Below are 24,067 nucleotides of genomic sequence, written 5' to 3'. Positions count from 1 at the left end.
GGGAGAGGGGGAGAAGGGGAGAGGGAGATTTCACATTACCTCCTTACCTCCTCACCTCATCTCTTCAATTCTTTTAAAATGAAATCGGAATTCGAGGAGAACGTCAACGACCCGACACTGACCCTTCGGGTACAGTGCGGGCTTGAAAAGCCCGACAGTTGACCAGGCTAAGTCTTTTACAGACTACGTTATCGAGGTCACGACACCGACGAGTTAGCCAGCTTGTTGCTCTGTCGTCGGTCGTTAAACAGCTTTACTCGGGTTAAGGCAGTGCGACCGACCTCACAAGCCTCGATAACATTGCCGAGGCTAACGTTACGTCGCCTAAGCGACAGGAGTAGACAGAAATGTCTAAAACCAACTATGTTTTCGTACTCGATACGAACCAACAGCCCCTCGCACCGTGCCATCCCGCACGAGCTAGGGAACTGTTAGCCAAGGGAAAGGCGGCAGTTTACAAGCGCTATCCGTTCACCATCGTTTTAAATCGTGCTGTGGGCGACGTGCCGCCCGAAAGCCAACTCAACGCTTCGACTTCGCTCGCTTCGACTTCGCTCGCTTCGACTTCGCTCAGCGTTGAGTCCTCGACTCCGCTCGGACTCAAGATAGACCCCGGTTCTAAAACCACCGGATTGGCTGTCGTCAATGGCGACAAACTGGTTTGGGGTGCGGAATTACAACACCGAGGCGATCGCATTCAAGCGAAATTGGAAACCCGTCGCGCCTGTCGTCGGAATCGTCGGAACCGCAAAACACGATATCGCAAGCCTCGGTTTCTCAACCGCACCCGTCCGAAGGGTTGGCTTCCACCGTCTCTCAACCATCGGGTCGAAACCACGTTGACGTGGGTGAACCGCTTGCGAAAACTTTGCCCCATTGCATCTATCTCTCAAGAACTCGTGCGGTTCGATACCCAGAAACTTCAGAATCCTGAAATCAGCGGGGCCCCGTACCAGCAAGGCGAATTGCTGGGCTACGAGATTCGGGAGTTTCTGTTACAAAAGTGGGGTCGAAAGTGTGCCTCTCTTGGTGCGCGTTCCCTAGCGCCGTGCGACGGCGCGGGGTCGCACCGCTACTGCGGAGCTGAGAACGTACCGTTAGAGGTCGAACACATTCACCCCAAATCGAAGGGAGGGAGCGATCGCGTCTCCAATCTCACCCTGTCCTGCCGTCCCTGCAACCAATCCAAAGGCAACCGTGACGTTCGAGAGTTTCTGTCAGGTAAGCCGTCCGTTCTCGAGCGCATCTTGAGACAAGCTAAAACCCCGTTAAAAGATGCAGCGGCGGTCAACGCAACTCGGTGGAAACTGTACCAACAGTTGAAAGAGACGGGTTTGCCGGTCGAAGTGGGAACGGGCGGACAGACCAAGTTCAACCGCATTCGATTGGGGTTGCCGAAAGCTCACTGGTTCGATGCCGCCTGTGTAGGAGAGACGCCATCGCTACATTTAGCAACTGAAACCCCAATAGCGATCTTGAGTTCATGTCGTCCGACAAGATTTCGTACCCTCATCGACCGCTACGGTTTTCCCCGTGCTGTGAGGAACACCAAGGCGCAGGTCAACGGTTTGCAGGCAGGCGACATCGTGCGAGCGATCGTGCCGAACGGGAAATATCGCGGACAATGGACGGGGGCGATCGCCGGAGTGAGAGAAAAACGCCCGCCCGCCTTGCGTCCTTTTGGAAAAAAACAGATCGATCTAACCACTAAAACGCAAATTCATGTAATTCACAAAAAGGATGGCTATGAATACAACATCAATCCGTGCGGGCATTCCTCCCGACGCTGACCGCGAGCGGTACAGCGCGGGGCCCCTGCCCGCTTATAGCTGGAAACGGCTCGGACAGTTCAGCGCTTCTAAAGTGCAGTTGCTTGCCCCCAACAAGAATTTGCTGGTCTCGGGGGCATCGAAACCCACTCGACCCGCGTTTTGTTCCTCCCGCGCTTGAATCACAGATTTCAAGCGGGGTGTATCCACAAAGGAGATTTTGATGAATCCGAACGCATTTTTAGAGCCGATCGCGGCTCCTTTGCGCGAAATGGCAATTCCCGAAGTCGTCACCCAATGGGGACACCCTGCCATGATGGGAATTGTCGTCGTGGTGATGGGTAGCTTTGTGGCTTGGACGGGATGGCGAGGACGACTCGCGGAGGACAAAGAAGCCTCGATGCAAAATCGCTCGAGTCACCGCAAACTTGCCCCCTGGATGGCGTTGTTTATATTTCTCGGCTACACCGGAGGCATTCTGTCTTTAGCCATGCAGAAAGAACCTGTTTTCTCGAGTCCTCACTTTTGGACGGGAACGATGGTGTTGGTGTTACTCGGCGTGCAAGGCTCGACCTCCCTCAAAGGCTTTTGGGGTAATAACTCCGATCTCCGCATGACTCACGCTTACATCGGAAGTACCTTGATGCTGGTACTCGTGGTTCATGTCATTCTCGGTCTCAAACTCGGTCTGTCTCTGGGTTGAGTGTTGCGGTTTTATCGGGGTAGTTCGCGTCTTTCAGGGAAAAGTTAAGAGTGTAGAGTGGAGAGTTCAAGAGGAATTCCCACTCTACACTCTGCTCTCTGCACTCTACACTGATAAACACGCATCCGATGACTACGACTCATCTGGTTATCACTGTTCGCTGTTCACTGCTCGCTGCTGACTGTAAAAAATGGTTCGGGAACTCGACTTTCAGGGTGGCTACGACGAAACGAAGCTTCCCCCTCAAAATATTGAAGCGGAAGAGGCGATTTTAGGGGGGATTTTACTCGACCCGGAAGCGATTAACCGCGTGACGGAGGTGTTGTCCGCCGAGGCGTTTTATATTCAAGCTCATCAGATTATCTATCAGGCGGCGCAAGGGTTGCACGCCCACGGACAACCGACGGATTTGATTAGCGTGACGGCGTGGTTGCACGATCGCGAGCAGTTGGATAAGGTGGGCGGCCGGAGTAAACTAGCTCAGTTGGTCGATCGCACGGTGTCGGCGGTGAATATCGACCAATATGCGGCGTTGGTGATGGATAAGTATTTCCGACGCCAGTTGATTCGGGCGGGACAGGAAATTAACGCCCTCGGATACGACACGACGCAACCGTTGGAAACGATACTCGATCTCGCCGAACAGAAGATTTTCAATATTACGCAGAAACGGCCGCAACAGGATCTGGTTCCGATTTTCGAGACGCTGATTCAGACGTTTCAGGACATCGAGATTCAACACGAAACCCAGGCGCAACCGGGGATTTTGTCGGGATTTTACGATCTCGATGCGATGACGGGGGGATTTCAACCGTCGGATTTGATTATTGTGGCGGGGCGTCCGTCGATGGGAAAATGTTTGCACGGGCGATCGCAATTGTTGCTGTCGGACGGGCGTTTGGTATCGATCGCACAGTTTTATCGTCGGGCGGTGTCGGAAACTTCTGAGGTTCCCGAACTCTTCACCTTGGGGAACGATTGGCAATTTCACCGAACTCAACCGTCGGATTTTCTCGACGATGGGGTAAAACCCGTGTTTCGAGTCACGACGCGGTTGGGGCGACAGGTGGAAACGACGCTGACACATCCTTATTTGACACGAGCTGGATGGCGATCGCTGGCGGCGTTAAATGTTGGGAATAAAATCGCCGTTCCCCGTCGGTTGTCGGTGTTTGGCGATCGCACTCTTTCTGACTCGCAAATTCAAACTTTGGCGGAGAAGGTTTCGCGTTCTCAAACGATTTCCCAAATTGTCTTTCAATTGGAAAAATCGAAACTTGCTAAATTTTTAAATTGTCTGTTTTCTCAAAATGGCTGGGCGATAATCTCCGAACCCGAGAAAGGTGTTTTTTCTCAAGTTGGCTACAGTACGCCTTACGAAACCGTCGCTCGTCAAATTCAACATTTACTGTTGCGTTTTGGTAGCCTCGCCTCGCTGCAAAAACAAAGTTACACGTGGCAACTCTCGATCGCGCGTCCTGACTCAGTTCAAACCTTTTTTGAGGAAATTGGAGCGTTTGGAAATGCCGTTTCTGGCGATCTCGTTCCTTCACCCTGGGAAGACGAACAGTCTCTACAAATTGGGACTGACTTCAAAGGAGTTCCATTAACACAAAAGGATAAATATGTCAAGAAAAAAATCGCGATCGCTTCACCAAAATTAACCGTTATTCGAGACTTAGAAACCCTCGAATCTCCGAAGCGAGAAACCGGCGAAGTGTATTGGGACGAAATTGTGGCGATCGAATACATTGGAAACCATCAAGTTTACGATTTAACCATTCCCGAAACCCATAACTTCATCGCCAACGACATTTGTGTTCACAACACCGCAGTCAGCCTAAACTTCGCCCACAACATCGCCAATGCGTACCGGATTCCCGTAGCGATTTTCAGCTTAGAAATGTCCAAAGAACAGCTCGTACAACGACTGTTAGCCAGCGAAGCCGGAATTGAAAGCAACCGATTGCGGGCGGGTCGCGTGAGTCAAACAGAATGGGAGCCGTTAAGTCGGGCGTTGGCGTCGCTGTCAGAAATTCCGCTGTTTATCGACGACACGCCAAACATTACCGTAACGGAAATGCGATCGAAATGTCGTCGTTTGCAAGCCGAACAGGGTCAACCACTGGGGTTAATCTTGTTGGACTATTTACAGCTAATGGAAGGAGCGGGAGACAACCGAGTTCAAGAGTTATCGAGGATTACGCGATCGCTCAAAGGACTCTCCCGAGAATTGGACGTTCCGGTGATTGCATTATCACAGTTGAGTCGGGGGGTAGAAGCCCGAAATAACAAACGTCCGATGATGTCGGATTTGAGGGAGTCGGGATGTTTGGCGGGAGATAGCCTCGTGACCCTCGCCGATACCGGAGAACGGGTTCCGATTCGCGATCTCGTCGGACGTTCGGGATTTGCAGTATGGGCGTTGAACGAGGAAACCTTCAAACTCGAACGAGCGATCGTCAGTCGGGCGTTTTCGACGGGAGTTAAACCGATCTTTCGTTTGACAACGCGGTTAGGACGAACGATTCGGGCGACGGGAAACCACAAGTTTCGATCGATTGGGGGATGGAAGCGTTTAGACGAGTTCGCGATAGGCGATCGTGTGGCGTTACAGTTACAGTGCGATCGATCCCCAGCTTTAGCCATGACAAGTGTAGGGGCGAACAGCGGTATCGGACAAGAACCACGGTTTGAGGTCGATCGCGATCGAGATGCGATCGTCTGGGACGAAATTGTATCGATCGAACCGGAGGGAGACACTGAAGTGTACGATCTCACCGTTCCCGGTCATCACAACTTCGTTGCAGATAACATCATCGTCCACAACTCGATCGAACAAGACGCGGATTTAATCGTCATGTTGTATCGGGACGAATACTATTTTCCCGACACCCCCGATCGCGGAATCACTGAAATGATTATCGCCAAACACCGAAACGGGCCGACCGGCGTGGTCAAACTCCTCTTCGACCCGCAATATACCCGATTCCGCAACCTCGCCACGCCCAACCGCCCCATGTCGGGAAGTTCGTTTACACCGCTTCCGCCAGGTTGAGGTGAAGAGATGAGGAATCGTAGGGTGCCGTGACGCGGACGCCAAAATCCCGTCGAAGTCAGGCCAAGGGAGTCTTACCGCGTCACGCACCGCCCCCGCAGGCAAATGAGAAGATGGGGAGATTGCACGTCATCCCATCCTCCGGTCATCTCATCTGTCGAAACCGAACGCCTAAAATGGAAACACGCAAGAGAGACACAAAGCGTCTGAGGAAAACTCATGAGCGAAAAATCTGCCGTTCTTGCAGGATTGATGGGAGTTTGCGTCGCTGACGCGTTGGGGGTTCCCGTCGAGTTCGCCACGAGAGCCGAACGAATAGACGATCCTGTCACCGATATGCGAGGGTACGGAACCTACAACCAACCGCCAGGAACTTGGTCTGACGATAGTTCCTTAACCCTCTGTTTGGCGGATGCGTTGTGCGATGGATTTTCCCTCGACGCGATCGCCGAGAAGTTCCGTCAGTGGTTTACCGCCGAAATTTGGACGCCCCACGGAGAAGTCTTCGACATTGGCGGAACGACGACACGAGCGATCGGTCGCTTGATGCGGGGAACGCCACCGACGGAATCGGGAGAAACCGGCGAACGCAGCAACGGAAACGGGTCGCTGATGCGGATTTTACCGATGGCGTACTATGTGGATGCGTGGAATACTCAAACCCTGCTCGATCGCGTCCATCAAGTTTCCGCCATTACCCACGCTCACCCTCGAAGTCAGATGGCTTGTGGGCTGTATATCAGTATCGCCTCAGAAATCCTGGCGGGACACGATCCCAAAACCGCTTACCAAAAGGGGTTGCAAAAGGTGGAATCTCGTTACAGCCAACCGCCGTTTCAGGAGGAGCGATCGCACTTCGATCGCATCTGGAACGACATCGCTCAACTGTCGGCCGACGACATCGCCTCCAACGGATACGTCGTCCACAGCCTGGAAGCCGCTTTATGGTGTTTCCTCACCACCGACAGCTACGCCGACGCCGTTCTCAAAGCCGTGAATTTGGGGAACGATACCGACACCATCGCCGCCATTACTGGAGGGTTAGCAGGGTTGGCTTATGGCTTCGACGCCATTCCTCAAGCCTGGGTAGATCGACTCGCCCGCAAGCAGGACATCATCGACTTAGCGAAGCGGTTAGAGCGGGCGATCGAGAAGGACGTTTTTTCTTGACAAATTGAAATAAATTTTGCCTCTATTCTTCGATAAACTATAAGTAAGATCGAACAATTCATCGATCTCAAAATTTATTCTTCGGTTTCAAACAAAAAAAACTTAAAATACAATGATTCGATCGATCGTAGGAGTTTGTAAACATGAGCTTTAAAAAAATTCTCGTCGCCCTCGACGATTCACCTTCCGCCCCCAAAGTCTTTCGTCACGCCCTAGATACCGCAGAACACGAAAGAGCAGAACTGCTAATTTTCCATTGCACGACCATGCAGCGTGTCAGCGAAGCGGTTCCCTTAATGGGAACGGGAATCGGCATCGATATGTCGAGCAGCAAAATGATGTTTGAATTGCAGCAGCAGCATCTCAAAAAAGAAACCGAACGGGTTGAAGGGGTGATGAAAGGCTACCGCCAGCAAGCTGAAAAACGGGGCGTTAAGGTCAAAACAGAAAGTAAATTCGGCGATCCGGGGTCGTGGATTTGCGATGTGGCGCGAAGCTGGGACGCGGATTTAATCGTGTTGGGAAGACGGGGACATCGCGGGTTTAAAGAAGTTTTCCTGGGGAGCGTGAGCAATTACGTTTTGCACCAAGCCTCTTGTTCGGTGATGGTGATTCAAGGGCATTTACCGGAAGAGGCGGAAGAGAAAGAAAATTAGCGTTCGGAAAATGGGTGAGGTCGAGCAATGTGACAGCTAAAGTTGTCTTTGAGTGTGATGTTTTTTCGACCTCACGGGAGCCATTTGAAAAACATCGCAATACAAAAACAGCACAGCACTCAAAGTTCAGTTTTTATAGGGGTGTTTTTGGTCAGGGTAAAGCAGATATCGCTTCGTCAAAGACAAACAGAGAACACAGAAAGGTTATTGCAAGGACTCCGCAGAAGCTTGCACGAACGGAAAAGCCGCTGCTTGAGATTCGGATTCCATATTACGCCATTCAATGTCAGCCACGCTAAATGTAGAAATCGGTGGGCGTTACTAACAAATTTGAGGGGATGATGAGGTGAGGATTCGTAGGATGTGTCACGTGGCTAGACGTGGCTAGACACTGTAGCCCCCTTGTCAGGTTGATGTTGGACGGTCGCGCCTCACGATCGAAAATATAGAATTGATATCATGTAGAAATAAGAACGATTAACGGCTCTTCCGACCTTGGTGTGTAGGGTAAATGCTTGTAGCCTATATCTGGAAAGGAATGCAAGCGATTTGAGCGGCCTTTTTATACAGTTTAGTAAAAACTCCTTCCCTGTAAGGGTTTCAGCGATTTCTTGCATCCAGCTCTAACTTAGACGCCTTAAAAGATGACGGGTCTTCAAAGTTTGAGGTGATAAGCGGATTTTATCCCCGGTCAAAACTATCCCCCCAACCCCCCTTCGCAAGGGGGGCTAAGGGGGGATGCGCCCCGGTTCAATTTCGTATTATTCATAACAAATTACACCATAATCTCAGGAGATCCAAGATGACAGTATATCAGTTTGAACTTTTTGCTGACTATTATCAGTTCCATATTCAAGATGAGTTAGCTGAGGACAATCTAGGCAACAGTTGGACGCAAGACGCTGTCGATCGACTCTTGGCGATCGCACCAGGTATCGTTGGTGTAGGAACTGTACGGAATATGAACGTTCCTGTAACACTAGAAATCTGCGAAACTGAGCCTGAAACTTGCTTCGATGATTGGGATCGGGTCAACGAATGTAGCCTTGAAGTTAAATCTGGCAAAATTGTTATTGCAGGTTGTACAGATTACTTTCCAGATGCAGCTCGTATTGAGATCCAACCTGGAACTTATCGTGTCAGAATCTACTACAAAAATCTCAAGAATTTAAATAAAGACGGGCTTAATGGCAATGACCAATATCGTGTTATGTTATGGCCAGATACCTTCAAAGAAGTTGTGGTACTTAAGCCCTATGTCAAAAATTAGCTGGTTAAATACGCCGATTCAAAATTGTTTCAACAGTACGATATCGACCTCGTGGTGTTGGCAAAATATATGCAGATTCTCAGTTCGTATTTTGTCGATAAGTTCCCGAAAGTCATCAATATTCATCATTCGTTTTTTCCGGCTTTTGCGGAAGCAAAACCTTATCACCGGGCGTACAAACGGGAGGTTAAAATTATTGGAGCAACGGCGCATTACGTGACGAAAAATCTCGATGAAGGGCCGATTATCGAGCAGGATGTGGTGCGTGTCAGTCACCGTGATACGGTTGCCGATCTGATTCGGAAAGGGAAAGATTTGGAGCGGATGGTGTTAGCGAGAGCGGTGCGATCGCATTTGCATCGTCGCGTTTTGTCTTACAACAATCGCACGGTTGTTTTTGCTTAGGTTGGGAACGGGTAAGCCTCCCACGCTTGTTCGTTCGGGTTTATTTTCATAAAAGCAATGAAATGTCAAAGTTCGTCCCGCTGAAGAAGGCGGTTACTGGGCGGAAGTTCCCGCGCTTTCGGGTTGTATTACGGAAGGGGAAACTTGGGAAGAAGTTTTGGAAAATCTCGAAGATGCGATTCGAGGTTGGCTTGAGGTTGCAAACGAGAAAACATAGATAAAGTTTGTGGAGAAGAACAAACCATGTATGTGACATCTTTACTGGCTGGAAGAGACGACAGCATGAATCGAAATCAAATAATAAATCCAACTTGGACAGAAATTAAAAGTACTATTTTTGCGTTAGACGGACGCGATCATAGAACGATTATGATGCTTAAAGAGTATGAAGAAGAAGAACGCAAAGGCGATGTGAAAGAGTCGATGGAAATTGCGGGTGGCGGACGCAACGGCTTGTATATATGTTCTTTTTATTCGGAAGAAGAGTATTATGAATGGTATTTATACGATCCTTCAAAATCGGACGAAAACACTATTGAAATTGCACGTACTGACCCAACAATGTGTTCTCCATCCGATTGCTTCGACCGCGATACGATTTTAGTGGTCGCAGAAACCTATGCTCGTTATGGTGAGAGAGATAAATCCTTTCACTGGGCAACTTGGGATTTTGCAAACAGGTCGTCTCCTCGCTTGATAGTCGAATCCCCAAGTGTAGAGTAAGTGCGAATGACGGTAATCTGATTTCGATAGGGGAAGCTGCAACTCTGCGATTACAACGATCGCACACGACTAGACCCCCACGTCTTCGAGATAGGGTTGCATGGTTTCCCAGGTTAAACCCTGCTCGATGTACTGGGGATTTTCGGGAACGTAGGGACTTTGCAGGCGATCGATCTTCTCAATTTTCGCATCGTCGGGAAGTACCGACACGTCGGGATCGAACGCTGTCGGACGCATTAGCGAACTGGAAAACCCCTTGAAAATGACGATTTCGTCGTCTTCCCCGTCTACTGTGGCGGAGACGAGTAGCACCTCTTGGGGGCGTTTGATGGTGTACTGTTCCAGACGCGCGATCGCAGAAGCCATAATTTTTCGAGGTTATGCTAATACTCCATCCGTTTCCGATAAGCTAGGTTTCAAGAAGTCTTCACCACATCCCCCCTTAGCCCCCAAAGAAGAGGGGGGTTGGGGGGATAGAGGGACTTGTCGGGTTGGGCAAAACCAGTATTTGAAATTCGGATTCCGTATAAACCCTATCCCAAAGCCGATCGCCCTTGTTTACCCAGGCGAACGAAGCAGAAATACAACAAGCAAATGACGTAAACCGCCAAACCGACGATCGCAAAGAAGCCTAGGATTTGCGGCGAACCGTTGGGGTGGAACATGGCTTTGTAACCCCAAGGTGCTTCCAACCAGACGCGACAGGCGAAATCGTTAACGAGAGCGTCAGTCGTCAAGGCGGCGCACCGCAGCGAATAGGCTTGGAAAATTGCGCCGATAATGCAATAGAGCGTCACAGCCCAACGCCACGCGGTCATCGTCCATTTTAACGGAGAGGGCGGACGGTCTTCGATTTCGTCGTTGATATCGACCCAAAACCACAGGGAGGCGGGAATTAACAAACGCGCCATGAATCCCGTAATAAAGCTAATAGGAAGCGACGCGATCGCCAAATAGACGGTAATCGCCAACAAACTCGCCACACGCCAATAGATGACGAGGAGGCGTTGCATGGCTTCGACTTTTTGGACGAACGCCCAAATTAGTAAAACCAAGGGAAGCGAGACGGTGAGGAAAATGGCGAGACGGTAATCCGTCCAGACGAGCTGTTGAAGTAAGGATTCGTCGAACATTCGGGATGTGGGATGCGGGGCGCACGTACTCGAACGATGTTACCACTTCGCGCTGGGGAAGGGTGCGAAAAAACACCGAAGACTGAAATTACGGTTCGTCGCTGCGAACGATAAGACAACCGGAAATGGAGAGTTTACCGCGATCGAGCGTGAGTTCGTCGAGTTGGACTTGGGAATCGAAGGGAACGGTAATCGTGGGAAAGTCTTGCAGACTGTCGGTTTCCAGTTGCGGGGTGAGAAATTGCAGTTGGTTGTTTTCGGCGACGCGCACTTCAGTAGTGAGGGTGAACGGTTGCGGTGTGGAGGCGGAGAGGATGAGGGAGGCGCGATCGAATCGAACCTCTGCGGTGGAGAAATCTACGGCGTCGGGAAGAACGCTCTGAAACAATTCTTGTAAGGGCGTTTGCAGCAACGGCGAGGCGAGGGAATGGGTGAGATCGCGATCGTGGAGGTGCAAGCGCACGGAGACGGGTACGGGTTCGAGTAACCGCAGGGGTTTCCCTTTGAGAATTTGCCACAGATTGACACGGATGCGATCGCCGCAGAGGTCGATGTGACTCAGGTGTAAGCCTTGATAGACGGCGCGTCGGGCGGAAATGGAGACTTGGGGAACGTAGCCGCTGAGGATGTCGCGATTGCGTCCGTTGAGGTCGATTTCGATGCGATCGACGGTTTCGACTTGGGAATGCAACCACAGGCGTAATGCAGCGGCGATCGCGCTTCCGACAGAGCTTTTTGAGGGTTTTTGTAAATCAACCGGAGATGTGGACATATTCCAGAAAGGGAGAAAGGGAGAGGGGGAGATTTCATATTTTGAGGGTGGATCTTCTTTCTTCTCGTTGTCTGTCTATTCTTCGATTTGGTATCCCAATTCTGCCAAGTGCAAGCGCGATTGTCTCCATTTCGGTTGAACTTTCACGAACAGTTCCAGGTAAATTTGACCGCTGATGAGTTTTTGGATTTGTTCTCGCGCCGCCGAACCGATGCGTTTGAGCATTTGTCCGCCTTTGCCGATGATAATGCCTTTTTGAGACGATCGTTCGACGTGAATGGTGGCGAAAACGCGGGTGATTTTTTGGTCTTCTTGGACGCGCTCGATCGAGATGGCGACGGAGTGGGGAACTTCTTCGCGGGTTAACAGCAGGATTTGTTCGCGAATTAATTCGCCCATGACGAAGCGTTCGGGGCGATCGGTGACGAAATCCGGGGGATAGTAGTAAGGTCCGGGTTCGAGGCGATCGCTCAGGTTGTGTTTTAGCGGTTCGACGCCTTCTCCGGTTAGGGCGGAAAATTTCACCAGTTCCCAAGGGCGATCGCCGATTAAGTCGCGGTACGATCGATCGATCTCTTCAACTTTATCTTGCGCTTGTACGTCGCTTTTGTTGAGTCCCAAAATCACGGGAACCGATACGTCTTTGAGTAATGCGGCGATGTAGCGATCGCCCCCACCCGCTTCGACGGAACTATCGACGACAAACAGCAGTACGTCTACCGATTCGATGGCGATTTTGGCGTTTTGAACCAGGACTTTTCCGAGTTGGTGGTGGGGTTTGTGGATTCCTGGCGTGTCGATGAAAATCAGTTGCGCTTCTGGAGTGGTGAGGATTCCCTGTAAGCGGTTGCGGGTGGTTTGCGCCACGGGGGAGGTGATGGCGATTTTTTGTCCCACCATCAAGTTCATTAAGGTGGATTTTCCCACGTTGGGACGGCCGATGATGCCGATAAATCCGGATTTAAAGCCTTCTGGGGCGGCGGGAATGAGGGGGAGGTTTGCGAAATCGGTCATGATGCGGTTAGCGGGGTGTGGAGGAGTGGAGGGCGTTTTGCACCACAGAGACACAGAGGACACAGAGAATCGGGACACAGAGAATCGAGGTTCCTCAATTGTTCCCCGTTCCCAGATCCGGCGTTTCCTGTTCCCTAGCAACTATTGGCTGAAGTCGAAACATTGTTCGTCGTACCAATAGCGTCCGTCTCCGGTGCATTGGGTGGCGTCGGAAATGTCGGGAAGGACGGCGGGATAGGGCGGTTCGGAGGCTTCCTCGCGCAGTCGATCGATCTCGAAGATGAGATACAGAATTCCGGCGATCGCCCCTAAGCCGAGAATCGATCCTAACGCGATCTGAAGTTTTCGATTGGGGCGGCGTTTGGGTTTTTGGGGTTGGTGGACGGGATAGAGTTGTTGTTGCAGTTGGTGGTGTTGTTCTCGCAGGCGATCGATCTCGAGGGTGAGGGTGTCTCGTAACGGTCGCGTATCGGTGTCTGGGGGCGCGGTTCGCAGGCGATCGAGGCTGGTGAGGGCGTCGCCATAGTCGCGGACGAAGCGATCGTTTTTTTCGACGAGGTGGCCCAGATGTCGGTGGGCGAGTTCACAGAGGCGCAGGGCGAGTTTGACGCCGACGCGACTGGTGGAGAACAGGCGATCGAATTCGGTGCGGTGTAGGACGAAAATCAATGACGGACAGGTGGTGCGAACGCTTCCGAGACGGGGATAGTTCAACACGAAACCCAACTCGCCGATGGTTTCGCCTTGGGAAATTTTACCCAACAGCAGCGGGTTTCCGGTGGCGTCGTTTTTGAGCAGTTCGGCTTCGCCGTTGAGGAGAACGCAAAGGGAATCGCTGGGGGTTCCTTCGACACACAGTAAATGTCCCGTGTCGGCGTCGCAGACGGTTCCGACTTCGAGTAGTTTTTGGATGTCGGTCTCGGACAGGTCTCGCCCCAAACTCGTGTATTTTAAAAGTGCAACGATGCGATCGCGGTTTTCCATCGGCGGTGTTTTCGATTCTGTTGAAATCTGTCTGAGAAACCCATTTTGATAAATTTGAGAAACCCGGTATCTGACGGGAGTTACGGACTTGGAAGATACCGGGCTTCTGGCGAAAATGCACCCGAGGGATGCTGAAAATGCCTGGAGAACTCGCGGTTAAGGGGAGAACTCAAACAGGACTTCCGCGCGACGAACGCCGTTTTCGCTACCGTAGGTGCTAGTGGTCAGCGATCGAATATGTTCTAAAGCGGGTTTTCCAGCTAGTTCTAACACTTTCAAAAACGGAATTCGTTCTTTAATGGGTTGTTTGCCGTTTTCCCAATTTAAATAGAGATAGCCATCGTTGGGAGTGGGAAAAATGCCGAGTTTTTTGGAGAAGCCTTTATCGCTGAGTAAAGAGAAGCGACGGGGGGCGCTAACGGCGCGATCGATCGCCTCGATGGAACTGGCGAGAATGCGATAGTTGTCGATTTGTCCCCGCACGCCCATCACGTCGGCTTCCAGGCGCAAGCGCAAGTTTCCTTCGGCGGTTTCTCCTTCTTTTGTCACCAGGCGCGTCCAAGCCAGGATGCGATGCTGGTCTTTCAGAGTAAACGGGCCGACGCTGTAGCCTTTTTCGAGGGCGGCGTCGTCCAGTTTTTGCATCGAAGCGTCAGCGGCGTCGGAGTCTTCGGCGACAAACAGCCAGTCGGTTTCGTGGAGATCGACACCGGGAAGTAAGGCGAGGGCGTATTCTCCCTCGACCCAGCTAAAGATGTCTTCGGGGAGAGAAATACCCCAACGGCTTTCGAGTTCGGACAGGGGTTGCGAGACGAGGCGAGAAAAGAGGTCGTCTCCCGAGAGGGCGTTGGAAAGGCGGTTCCAGCGGGTATCGAGATCCCGTCCGGCGATGACGAGGGCGCTGTTTTCGGGGATGTAGTTGAGGGCGGCGACGGGGCGATCGAGTTGGGGGGTGACGGTGGACTCATCGGATTCGCTGGCCCAGACGGTATCGGCGACGAGACCTTTACGGGAGAGGGTCAAACCGACGGCGAGGGTGTCGGGGAGTTGGGAGTCGGGGCGCACGGATTCGCCTCCCAGCCACGCGGCGAGTTGGGGAACGTCTCCGAGAATCAAGCCGATGCGTCTATCGCTCATGCGATCGAGGGCTTTGCGATAGGTGGGGGAACCGTTGAGGTTGAGATCGTCAACCTGTACGTCGTTGATGGCTTTGCGGAGGACTTCCGGGGCGTTGGCGAACAAGACGAAGCGATCGCCGACGACTGCACTCGACCATTCTCCGGCGCTAGATTTGGCGAAGGGGTTGAAGTCTTTCAGTTGCAAGCCGTCGCGACTGGGGGGTTGGATTTTCGTGCTGTAGATGAGTTTGACCCCTTTATACTGCTCGAATTGGAGATCGCGCCCGGAGACGGCTTTGTTTTGCCAAAATAAATCGAGGAATTCGCGACTTTGTTCGGCGTCTTTGACTTCCAACGCTAGCAGATAGCCGGGTTGAGTTCCGTTTTTGGGGTCGCGATCGAGGTCGGGGGTGGTGACGGCGAGGGTGATTTCGTTTCCCAGCCAGGGCTTGATATCCCGTTCGTAGTTTAGATCGGTGTCCGCGAGAAGACTGCGTTTGAGGCGATCGAACTCCGCGCGGGCTTTACCGCGTTTTCTCAGGGGGGTTCGCAGTTGTCGCAAGTTCTGGAGTTTCTGCGGGTTCGCAAACAGCGACATCACCAGGGGGGCGTCTTTGGGAACGAACATCGCCGCCACGGGTTCGGAAATCGGCGCACCCCGCAGCAGGGTCAGGGAACTCTGGAACCCGAACCAGTAAACGCTCCAGACGACGGTTAGCACCAGAACCGCCAAAATGGAAATGGAAAATGGAGAAAACGCGCGTGTCTTCATGGATTTTGTCTGACTTCGCCAAGGAGAGATCTCCCATCTGCCATTATTCCATCTTGTTGGAGTCTCGGGTATCGGGATGGAAAAGATCCCCGGCATCTCGGAGATGCCGGGGATCTGGCTTTTGTCGTTGGACTGAGGGGGGCGATCGAGCGGTTTAATTCTTTTTAAATTTTGTTGACAAAAAATGTTTTATTTGATAGTAAAATCCCTAGATAGAATTTTGGTCTAAAAAGACTCGATCGCGGAAATTTTATCAGAAAACTTTTGTATAGAACGGTTTCAAATTGATGGTTAGGCTGTTGGATTGGGGGACGAAACCCAACCTACATAAGATATACAAAAAATCCTCCGAGATGGAGGATTGTAAAATCAACAAGTTTTAAGGAGCGAGAATCGCTTTTCCATAACGAGCGTCGCGATACCAGTGGGCGATTTCAGGAACCCAGCGATCGAGCTGATTTAAAATCAAATCGGCTAACACTTGAGCCTCAATTTGCGCGTCTTTTTTCGTGCGCTGGTCGAGAATATGTAATAGAGCTTGTAAATCCGCCGCTAGGGTGTAATTTTGCCGAAACCCCGTGGGCAAACAGCCTCTCGCCATCTCGAAAGGATATCCGAGATCGACTTGTTCAGTATATTCAAAATAGGACTGCGCCGCTCGTTTTAAATCTTGCTGGCGAAGCTCTTCGGTGTATTCTACTTTTTGTCCGTAGCGATCGACATAGGTAAATCCCGCCGGACGTTGATAGTGAATCTCTTCGATTCCATCGATCGATTCCCTGTCCTTTTGTTGCTTGCACCAGGCAGCGATTCGCTTTCCAGTGTAGCGCATCGATTGCACGAGATGGGCGCTATCTTGGTGGCGAACGAACTGCATAATCGTGTTGTGGTCGAAACCGTTCATATGCAGGACGACGTGCGCCCAGCGTAAGGGGGAATAATGCCCTTTGTTGGCTTTTAATAGGGTGTTGACGACGGATTTTCCGGCTTGGCGTTCGTCGGGGGCTTTGTCGTCAAATGCGAATCCTTCGTAAACGCATTGATGTTGTCCTTTCCAAATGGCGCGGTTGGGAGAGGGCGACGTACCGTCTGGGTCGATTTCTACGCGCAATTCTGGACAGTTTTCGAGCAGATCCTCTGCTGTGGCTAATTTCATAATGTCGGACAATTTAAGGATTCAAATTTAACTTCCTCATTCTCGTAATACCTTAAATGAGGATTGTTTCAAGGCTTGTTCTTCCTACAGACAAACATATAAACAATATATTATAGTTCTATACTTATAAGAAGTCCAGAAACTTTAGTTGATGTAACCTTAGTGGCTCTTCCGAACTTACTGTGTAAGAAATCGCTGAACGTCATGCTGGGCGCCACTTTCAGCTAAAGTTACTAAAAACAGGTTAAAAATCGCGGAATTTATTGCCATATGGAGGTTACAGCGTTTTACCCTGCACTCCAGGTTCGGAAGAGCCACCTTAGTTAAACTGAAGGATATTTGTAAATCTGATATTCGGGAAGCCATGCCACATCATTAATTAAGTTATGCTTCGATCTACTCTAGTTTTAACTTAGCCAGAATTTATGTCAATCTATGAGGTTTATGAGGTTTATGTTTATTGGCCAAACCAACGAGAAGAAAGTAATCCTGATACAACCTCTTTTATAGCTAATCCAGCAGTAAGCATTACTGCCAAACCTGTAGTATTCCCAAAAACACGCCATCCAATAATTGGAAATATAATGATAATTAGAATTGAAATTACTGCTCTAATAATATCTTTGTTTCGAGTTTCTGTTTTGGTTTGTGCTAAAAGTTTAAAAAATTTTTTTCTTGACGACCCGGATTGGTAAGGAGAAGAGGGAGGACTAACATTTTTTATGAAAACCACCGTGCAAAATTTTTCTTTATACTTTAGTTTGATTGTTTCTCGAGAAAGATTTTGTACAGGTACTAAAAGTTCTCCCTCAGACCAGCCTGGATCGATTTTTGTAGAAACATTTGATAACCCTCTAGATACTTGTGAGACTTTTGACAAAATTAAGGCTGATATAGAGCCATCTTTTGGCATCTTAATACTTTCCAATGTTGCAATCAAAGCCGTATCTCCCGGCTTGATAAATACAGATTGTTTTTGACCTATATCAACCAAATGTTTTCTTTCTATTAATTTTTTTCCAAATTCTCCAACTCTTAAATCATAACCCATTGGTGTTATACATTCTTCTGAACCACCTTTAATTAGTAATTTTCTGTCGTCATCATTCCATCTATTTTCTGAGAAAACTAATATTTCTTTGATATCAGTATCTGTAAGGACAGTCATTGTTTTTAAACATTGAAATTGGACTGACTTCAGGTAAAAGCTATAACTCAACCCTAAACTTACTTACTCTGCTATAACCTGAAATAGAACATAAAAAAATTGGTTTCAGGTTTACCCAGATACCGAAATTTTAGCAAAATCTTATGTTATGTTACACACGAGCCATTGTAACAGATGCAGGTTGATCCTGATACTTACCTTTTCTATCTTCGTAGCTAACTACGCAAGACTCACCTTCCAAGAACATGAGTTGTACTATGCCTTCGTTAGCATAAATCCTACAATCTGCACTAGATGAATTAGAAAATTCCAAAGTAAGATATCCCCGCCATGCGGCTTCTGCTGGGGTAACATTAGCAATAATCCCACAGCGAGCATAAGTGCTTTTACCAATGCAGATGACTGTTACATTTTCTGGAATTTCAAGTCTTTCCAGGGCAACACCTAATCCATAAGAGTGTGCAGGAAGTACAAAGTAAGTTCCAGATTCATCTTGATAAAGCTTGGTCGGTTCCAAGTTTTCAGCGTTAAAGTTTTTGGGATCGATAACCTTGCCCGGAATGTGGCGAAAAATCCGAAACTCCGCTGGAGATAGACGAATATCATAGCCAAAACTGCTTAGACCGTAAGAAATTACGGGAAAATCGTCGACGCGGCGCACTTGTCTGGGTTCAAATGGCGAAATCATTCCCTGCTTAGCCATTTGGGTGATCCAACGATCGTTTTTTAGCACAGTAGCTTAATCCGGGGATAGATAGTCAGCTAATTATAATACATCGATCTCGAACATTTTGCAGAATAAGTTCGAGCGAAGGAGATTAGAGGCAGATCGATTTCGTTACGAGATCGATCGTATACTTGACGGGGACACGCGCTCGTCTGAAACGTCCGAGTTGTCTAGTGTAGGAGAGAATTTGTGAGATTGGTCATTTTGGGCGGCCCTGGTGCCGGAAAAGGGACGCAAGGTCGGATGTTATGCGAAAACTTAGGGATTCCCTGGATTGCGACGGGGGAAATTTTTCGCGCGGCGATCGAAGCGGACACGGAACTCGGTCGTCAAGCGGCGCCCTATGTGGAAAAAGGCGAACTCGTTCCCGATCCGATTACCATCGAACTGATTCGCCATCGCCTCACACAACCGGATACGGAAAACGGCTGGCTTCTCGATGGCTACCCGAGAACGGCGTTTCAAGCCGAAGAACTGGATTTTCTGTTAAGCGATCTCGGACAGGAATTAAACTGGGCGATTTGGTTAGACGCCCCGGTTCCGGTGTTGATGCAACGATCGCTCGATCGCTCCCGCGACGACGACGCCCCGGAAATCATCCGACGCCGGATCGATTTGTTCCACCAGCGCACGATTCCCATTACGGGCTACTATAAACCGCGCAACAAACTCCTTCGCATCGACGGCGATCGCCCTTCAGAAGTCATCCAACAGGATTTACTCGATAAGCTGGCGGCGACGCAAGCGTGATCCCTCCATTTCTCTCCTTTCTACTCTTCAACGTCTCGATTTCAGGTTTCGATTTTTAACGCTCCATGTCTTCCATTCCCGAACAGCTTCGTTTAAAGTTCGATCGCGCTCTCGCGGACGCCTTCGGTGACGAAATCGCCGGAACCGATCCCCTGTTAGCCTCGACAAACAACCCCAAATTTGGCGACTATCAAGCTAACCTCGCCATGTCGCTGGCGAAACGCCTCAAACAGAAACCCCGCGACATCGCCCAACAAATTGTCGATCGCCTCGAGGTGTCAGATATCTGCGAACCGCCGGAAATCGCCGGCCCCGGATTCATCAACCTACGCTTGAAACGGGAATTCCTCGAAGCGCAACTGCAAAAAATCCAAGGGAGCGATCGCCTGGGAATCGCCCCCACGGACAACCCCAAAACCGCTGTTGTCGATTTTTCCAGTCCCAACATCGCCAAAGAAATGCACGTGGGACACCTGCGATCGACCATTATCGGCGATGCGATCGCTCGCGTTCTCGAATTCCACGGCGATAACGTCCTCCGCCTCAACCACGTGGGCGACTGGGGAACCCAATTCGGGATGCTGATTACCTACCTGCGAGAAGCCTATCCCGACGCCCTCACTCAACCCGACGCCCTCGACATCGGCGACTTGGTGGCGTTTTACAAAAAAGCGAAAATCCGTTTCGACGAAGATCCCGAATTCCAAGAAACCGCCCGCAACACCGTCGTCAAACTGCAATCGGGAGATACCGAAACCCGTCAAGCTTGGGAATTACTCTGCGATCAGTCGCGGCGGGAATTCCAGAAAATCTACGATCGCCTGGACGTGCGGCTTCAGGAACGGGGCGAATCCTTCTACAACGAGATGTTACCCCAAGTCGTCGAAGACCTGGAAAAACAGGGGTTAGTCGTCGAAGACCAAGGGGCGAAATGCGTCTTTCTCGAAGGCTATAAAAATAAAGAAGGAAACCCCCAACCTCTCATCGTTCAGAAGTCTGACGGCGGTTACAACTACGCCACCACCGACTTAGCCGCCTTGCGCTACCGCATTCGCGAAGACGGGGCGCAGCGGGTGGTTTACGTCGTCGATGCGGGACAAGGAACCCACTTCGACCAAGTGTTTCAAGTGGCTAGACGGGCGGGTTGGATTCCCGAAGGCGTCGAAGCGACGCACGTTCCCTTCGGTTTGGTGCAAGGGGAAGACGGGAAAAAGCTGAAAACCCGTTCTGGGGAAACGATTCGCCTGAAAGACTTGCTGGACGAAGCGGTACGTCGCGCCCGTGCGGATTTGGAAAAACGCCTCCAAGAAGAAGGACGCCAGGAAAGCGAAGAGTTTATCGAAAACGTGGCGAACGTGGTGGGACTCAGTTCGGTGAAGTACGCCGATTTGAGTCAAAACCGCACCAGTAACTACATTTTCAGTTACGACAAGATGCTCTCGTTGCAGGGGAACACCGCCCCCTATTTGCTGTATGCGTTCGTGCGGGTTCAGGGAATCAGTCGTAAGGGCGCGATCGATTTCGAGAATTTGGGCGAAGTGTCGATGTCGTTACAGGAAGAACCGGAATTCGTCCTGGCGAAACATCTGTTGAGTTTGTCGGAGATTCTCGATGAGGTTGCTTCGGAGTTGTTACCGAACCGCCTGTGTCAGTATTTGTTCGAGTTGAGTCAGAAATTCAACCAGTTTTACGATAAATGTCCGGTGTTGCAAGCGGAGGAACCGTTACGCACCTCTCGCCTGGTGTTGTGCGATTTAAGCGCCCGGACGTTGAAATTGGGACTGTCCCTATTGGGAATTGAGGTGTTAGAGCGGATGTAAGTTGAGATGAGGGGATGATGAGATGATGAGGTGAGGGATCGAAATCATGGGACGAGTTTTTATTTCCGCAGGTCACGGGGGTTACGAGAACGGACAAATCGATCCCGGAATTACCGCAGGCGGTACGACTGAGGCGCAGGAGATGATTTTGTTGCGCGATCGCGTTATGAGCGAACTGCAAGCCCGGAAAGTCACGGTTCTCTCGGTTCCCGACGACCTCAGCCAGCAGCAAACCATCGATTGGATTAACAGTCGCGCCCGTTCTGACGATGTGGCGGTGGAATTACACACGAACGCCGCCCTCAACCCGGAAGCGAAGGGAACGACGGTGTATTACATCACCAATAACGCCGAACGCCGTCAGGAAGCCGAACGCCTACTTCGCGCCCTGTTACAGCGGGTTCCGCAACTGACGAATCGCGGGGCGCGTCCCGATGCGGTGACGGGAACGGGGAGTTTGTTGTTTTGTCGGGCGGTGACGGTTCCTTCGTTGTACGTGGAAGTGGGGTTTTTGACGAATCCCGAAGATCGTTATTTGATTCAAAACCGTCGCGATGAGATTGCGGCGGGGTTGGCGGATGGGTTGCTGTCTTGGGTGAATCGATCGCCCGAAAAACCCCCGGATACCATCGTCTACCCGCAGATTAACATCCGCGTCAACGGTCACGAGTACGGGGAACCGGGAATCGCTGTCAATGGAAACTCCTATATTCCTATTGCGATCGCGGACAGTTTCGGGGTGGATTTGACACAGGCGTCGTTCGTGCGTCGGATTTACTATCGCAATATCGTTTACGTGAAAGCGGTCGATTTGCGCGAGTTCAACATTGCGGTGGGATGGGACAATCAGAGTCGGGCGGTGACGCTGCGATCGGTTCTTCCGATTTGTAAGGGACAGATCGATCGCATCATGGGAATTGGAAACACGACGGACGTTCAACTTCTGGTGTTTCTGAAAAAGGACAACCCCCAAGCTGCGACGCAGTTTCCCGACATCGCCACGTTGTATCGCGAAGAAGCCAGCATCGAAGGGGTCAATTACGATATCGCTTTTTCGCAGATGTGTTTGGAAACGGATTATCTGCGGTTTGGAAAGGGCGTCAGTGCGGCGCAAAACAACTTCGCCGGATTGGGAGACGCCGCCGGAAGTGCGGGTGGGGCGTCGTTTCCCAGCGCCCGCATCGGCGTCCGCGCCCACGTTCAGCATTTGAAAGCCTATGCGAGTACGGAACCGCTGGTACAGGAAATTGTTGACCCTCGATTCCGCTTTCTGACGCGAGGAATTGCGCCGTTAGTGGGTCAACTTTCGGGGCGTTGGTCGTCGGATATCACCTACGGCGATCGCATTATGGCAATTCTCCGCCAACTTTACGAATCCGCCGGATTGTTGTAAGTTATCTCAATTTTCCCCGTTATCAACTATCAACGATCGATTCCCCTAAGCTTCTTTGAAAAAGCGAATGAGTTCGCGGACGCGATCGAGAAATTGGGCGTCTGCACTCAGTTGGGCGATCGCGTTTTGGGCATCTCTCGAAATCCGGGTATGTTCGGCGTGGTTCTCGGATTTCAGGGTTTCGTGAGAACTCGCCAGACGGCTTAAGTCTTGGCGAATTCCGTCGACTTGACGCTGTTGAGTGGAAACCACGGAATCGGGCTTTTCGGGATCGAGGCGATCGCACAAAGACTTGACATTTTCTTCGATTTGTGCTATACGTTCTCGTAACTCGATGATATCTTGGCGAGGATATTTAAATTCTCGCCCGATCGCCGTGAGACGATAAGCCAAATATTGATAAAAGGCGACAGCGGGGCGCAATCCGGTAAACAGCAGGGTGGCGACGGAACTGATGTAGCCGATGGCACTGATTCCGGTGGCGGCGAGGAGATACAAGCCGAGGGCGGAGATGACGTGAAGTCCGATGGCAATCCAGAGCGATCGCCGCACAACGACTTTCACGTAACGGATTTGTTTTTCGTCGATGGGAATGCCTCTTTCGCGAGAGCGATCGGCGTCTGCGAGGACTTGTTTGGCGTTGAAGTAGACGTTCCAGGGGATGGTGACGATGGCGACTAACCACCAAAAACTCGCCACGCCGACAATCCAATCGACGAAGTTTCCGGTAGGAATCCCCAACCACTGCAAAATCCCGAAGGTGAGAAGAACGAGGATAACTAACAGGATCGTAAATCCGGCGAAGTTGTTGATTTCTCTGGCGTTCATGGCACTTATGGAGGAAACGAGGTTAGTTCGATCGTGGCTGCGGCCCAGCGATCGAACCCCGTTTCCTGTGCCAGTTTTTCAGATGTTCTCCGTGAATTCTGTTCGGCTAATTCTGTAACGACGCTTCCACGCGACGGCGCAATTCGAGGAGTTGTTGGCGAACCGACTCGTGAGTATATTCGTCCTCGGGATGGGGGGGTTGGTGGGGACGTTGGAAATGGGGGCGTTCGTCGTTCAATTCGCCCCACTTGACATCGACTTGTCGCACGAATTCGTACAGCATTTCAGAATTGTTGACGAGGGAGTCGAGGAGTTCTAACAATGCCTGTAAGGGGGTTTCGAGATTTCGCGCGACTCGGATGGTGTCCTCGTCAAGCCACCGTTGCAGAATCGCTTGCAACGCGCCGGAAATATCCGATAAGTTGCGATCGATGAAATAATGAATCGTTGCCTTTGCTTGTTCTAATTTGGGAACGGGGGATTCTCCCTTGAGAAACGTTCCCCCTTCTTTGGCGATCGCATCGGCTAAGGTGAATTTTCGGGTGCATCTCACTTTCGTAAAAACACAAAAATCATGGTAAAATAATATGAGTAGATATATCTAAAAAATTTCAAAATGAACTTAAACTCCGAAGAACGAGAAAAGCTACAAGAACATCTCAAAGCGGTGGCTGACAT

Annotated in this window: 22 protein-coding genes and 2 pseudogenes; 13 read left to right on the top strand and 11 right to left on the bottom strand. The window is 50.6% G+C overall.

The annotated features are described in order from the left end of the window. Positions 1 to 347: 347 nt before the first annotated feature. The 10 genes and pseudogenes from iscB to POG22_RS17605 all read left to right on the top strand — a co-directional run bounded on the left by iscB (position 348) and on the right by POG22_RS17605 (position 9,754). On the top strand, positions 348 to 1,790 hold the full coding sequence (gene iscB, locus POG22_RS17650; protein ID WP_498906654.1) for an RNA-guided endonuclease IscB: 1,443 nt from the start codon (positions 348 to 350) through the stop codon (positions 1,788 to 1,790). Between the two features lie 199 nt (positions 1,791 to 1,989). Then, positions 1,990 to 2,472 carry a DUF4079 domain-containing protein gene (locus tag POG22_RS17645; RefSeq protein WP_063714942.1) on the top strand — a complete coding sequence of 161 codons (483 nt, stop codon included), beginning with the start codon at positions 1,990 to 1,992 and terminating at the stop codon, positions 2,470 to 2,472. Between the two features lie 190 nt (positions 2,473 to 2,662). Continuing rightward, positions 2,663 to 5,530 (top strand): replicative DNA helicase, encoded by a 2,868-nt coding sequence (gene dnaB, locus POG22_RS17640; RefSeq protein WP_498906653.1) that lies wholly within the window; start codon positions 2,663 to 2,665, stop codon positions 5,528 to 5,530. A 219-nt stretch (positions 5,531 to 5,749) separates the two neighbouring features. Beyond that, positions 5,750 to 6,700, top strand: coding sequence for an ADP-ribosylglycohydrolase family protein (locus POG22_RS17635; protein WP_063714944.1), 951 nt, complete (start codon positions 5,750 to 5,752; stop codon positions 6,698 to 6,700). A 143-nt stretch (positions 6,701 to 6,843) separates the two neighbouring features. Further along, positions 6,844 to 7,356 (top strand): universal stress protein, encoded by a 513-nt coding sequence (locus tag POG22_RS17630; RefSeq protein ID WP_063714945.1) that lies wholly within the window; start codon positions 6,844 to 6,846, stop codon positions 7,354 to 7,356. Positions 7,357 to 7,385: 29 nt separating this feature from the next. Then, positions 7,386 to 7,655 (top strand): hypothetical protein, encoded by a 270-nt coding sequence (locus tag POG22_RS17625; RefSeq protein WP_498906652.1) that lies wholly within the window; start codon positions 7,386 to 7,388, stop codon positions 7,653 to 7,655. A gap of 503 nt (positions 7,656 to 8,158) precedes the next feature. Next, a complete protein-coding gene (gene comJ, locus POG22_RS17620; RefSeq protein WP_074170775.1) occupies positions 8,159 to 8,626 on the top strand; it encodes a competence protein ComJ in 468 nt (155 codons plus the stop codon). A 33-nt stretch (positions 8,627 to 8,659) separates the two neighbouring features. Further along, positions 8,660 to 9,031, top strand: a pseudogene (locus POG22_RS17615) (formyltransferase family protein); the annotation flags it as partial. Positions 9,032 to 9,101: 70 nt separating this feature from the next. Next, positions 9,102 to 9,248 (top strand): annotated as a pseudogene (locus tag POG22_RS17610) (type II toxin-antitoxin system HicB family antitoxin); the annotation flags it as partial. 26 nt (positions 9,249 to 9,274) lie between these two features. After that, on the top strand, positions 9,275 to 9,754 hold the full coding sequence (locus tag POG22_RS17605) for an Imm1 family immunity protein (RefSeq protein ID WP_498906651.1): 480 nt from the start codon (positions 9,275 to 9,277) through the stop codon (positions 9,752 to 9,754). Between the two features lie 69 nt (positions 9,755 to 9,823). On the opposite strand, the gene POG22_RS17600 is transcribed toward POG22_RS17605, so the two are convergent. The 9 genes from POG22_RS17600 to dcd form a co-directional block, all read right to left on the bottom strand. Continuing rightward, the gene (locus tag POG22_RS17600) at positions 9,824 to 10,120 is read right to left on the bottom strand and encodes a DUF7734 family protein (RefSeq protein ID WP_498906650.1); all 297 of its coding nucleotides are present in this window, start codon (positions 10,118 to 10,120) and stop codon (positions 9,824 to 9,826) included. A 167-nt stretch (positions 10,121 to 10,287) separates the two neighbouring features. Beyond that, positions 10,288 to 10,887 carry a DUF3177 family protein gene (locus POG22_RS17595; RefSeq protein WP_063714947.1) on the bottom strand — a complete coding sequence of 200 codons (600 nt, stop codon included), beginning with the start codon at positions 10,885 to 10,887 and terminating at the stop codon, positions 10,288 to 10,290. Between the two features lie 88 nt (positions 10,888 to 10,975). Continuing rightward, positions 10,976 to 11,659 (bottom strand): LmeA family phospholipid-binding protein, encoded by a 684-nt coding sequence (locus tag POG22_RS17590; protein ID WP_063714948.1) that lies wholly within the window; start codon positions 11,657 to 11,659, stop codon positions 10,976 to 10,978. A 75-nt stretch (positions 11,660 to 11,734) separates the two neighbouring features. Further along, positions 11,735 to 12,673 (bottom strand): GTPase Era, encoded by a 939-nt coding sequence (gene era, locus POG22_RS17585; protein ID WP_498906649.1) that lies wholly within the window; start codon positions 12,671 to 12,673, stop codon positions 11,735 to 11,737. A 141-nt stretch (positions 12,674 to 12,814) separates the two neighbouring features. Continuing rightward, positions 12,815 to 13,657 carry a Crp/Fnr family transcriptional regulator gene (locus POG22_RS17580; RefSeq protein ID WP_063714950.1) on the bottom strand — a complete coding sequence of 281 codons (843 nt, stop codon included), beginning with the start codon at positions 13,655 to 13,657 and terminating at the stop codon, positions 12,815 to 12,817. A 156-nt stretch (positions 13,658 to 13,813) separates the two neighbouring features. Beyond that, complete coding sequence (locus tag POG22_RS17575) at positions 13,814 to 15,547, bottom strand: DUF3352 domain-containing protein (RefSeq protein ID WP_063714951.1); 1,734 nt, start codon at positions 15,545 to 15,547, stop codon at positions 13,814 to 13,816. A 379-nt stretch (positions 15,548 to 15,926) separates the two neighbouring features. Next, complete coding sequence (thyX, locus tag POG22_RS17570) at positions 15,927 to 16,703, bottom strand: FAD-dependent thymidylate synthase (RefSeq protein WP_498906648.1); 777 nt, start codon at positions 16,701 to 16,703, stop codon at positions 15,927 to 15,929. A gap of 457 nt (positions 16,704 to 17,160) precedes the next feature. Then, positions 17,161 to 17,871, bottom strand: coding sequence for a dCTP deaminase domain-containing protein (locus tag POG22_RS17565; RefSeq protein WP_498906647.1), 711 nt, complete (start codon positions 17,869 to 17,871; stop codon positions 17,161 to 17,163). A gap of 151 nt (positions 17,872 to 18,022) precedes the next feature. Next, positions 18,023 to 18,604, bottom strand: a complete 582-nt coding sequence (gene dcd, locus POG22_RS17560) for a dCTP deaminase (RefSeq protein ID WP_498906646.1) — start codon at positions 18,602 to 18,604, stop codon at positions 18,023 to 18,025. Between the two features lie 183 nt (positions 18,605 to 18,787). Here dcd and POG22_RS17555 point away from each other — a divergent pair, with 183 nt between their 5' ends. From POG22_RS17555 to tftA, 3 genes are all read left to right on the top strand, one after another. Then, the gene (locus tag POG22_RS17555; protein WP_063714954.1) at positions 18,788 to 19,348 is read left to right on the top strand and encodes an adenylate kinase; all 561 of its coding nucleotides are present in this window, start codon (positions 18,788 to 18,790) and stop codon (positions 19,346 to 19,348) included. Between the two features lie 65 nt (positions 19,349 to 19,413). Continuing rightward, positions 19,414 to 21,168 (top strand): arginine--tRNA ligase, encoded by a 1,755-nt coding sequence (argS, locus tag POG22_RS17550; protein WP_498906645.1) that lies wholly within the window; start codon positions 19,414 to 19,416, stop codon positions 21,166 to 21,168. A gap of 46 nt (positions 21,169 to 21,214) precedes the next feature. Further along, positions 21,215 to 22,561 (top strand): hormogonium tapered terminus morphoprotein TftA, encoded by a 1,347-nt coding sequence (gene tftA / locus POG22_RS17545; protein ID WP_498906644.1) that lies wholly within the window; start codon positions 21,215 to 21,217, stop codon positions 22,559 to 22,561. Positions 22,562 to 22,606: 45 nt separating this feature from the next. Here tftA and POG22_RS17540 read toward each other — a convergent pair whose 3' ends face one another. Continuing rightward, complete coding sequence (locus POG22_RS17540) at positions 22,607 to 23,389, bottom strand: UbiA prenyltransferase family protein (protein ID WP_498906643.1); 783 nt, start codon at positions 23,387 to 23,389, stop codon at positions 22,607 to 22,609. A 106-nt stretch (positions 23,390 to 23,495) separates the two neighbouring features. Then, positions 23,496 to 23,942 (bottom strand): hypothetical protein, encoded by a 447-nt coding sequence (locus POG22_RS17535; RefSeq protein WP_498906642.1) that lies wholly within the window; start codon positions 23,940 to 23,942, stop codon positions 23,496 to 23,498. Between the last annotated feature and the right edge of the window lie 125 nt (positions 23,943 to 24,067).

The organism is Geitlerinema sp. CS-897 (genome assembly GCF_028368005.1).
Taxonomy (GTDB): Bacteria; Cyanobacteriota; Cyanobacteriia; order Cyanobacteriales; family Geitlerinemataceae; genus Baaleninema; species Baaleninema simplex.
Note: the sequence above shows the minus strand (reverse complement) of the source record. Positions and strands in the feature narration are given on the sequence as shown.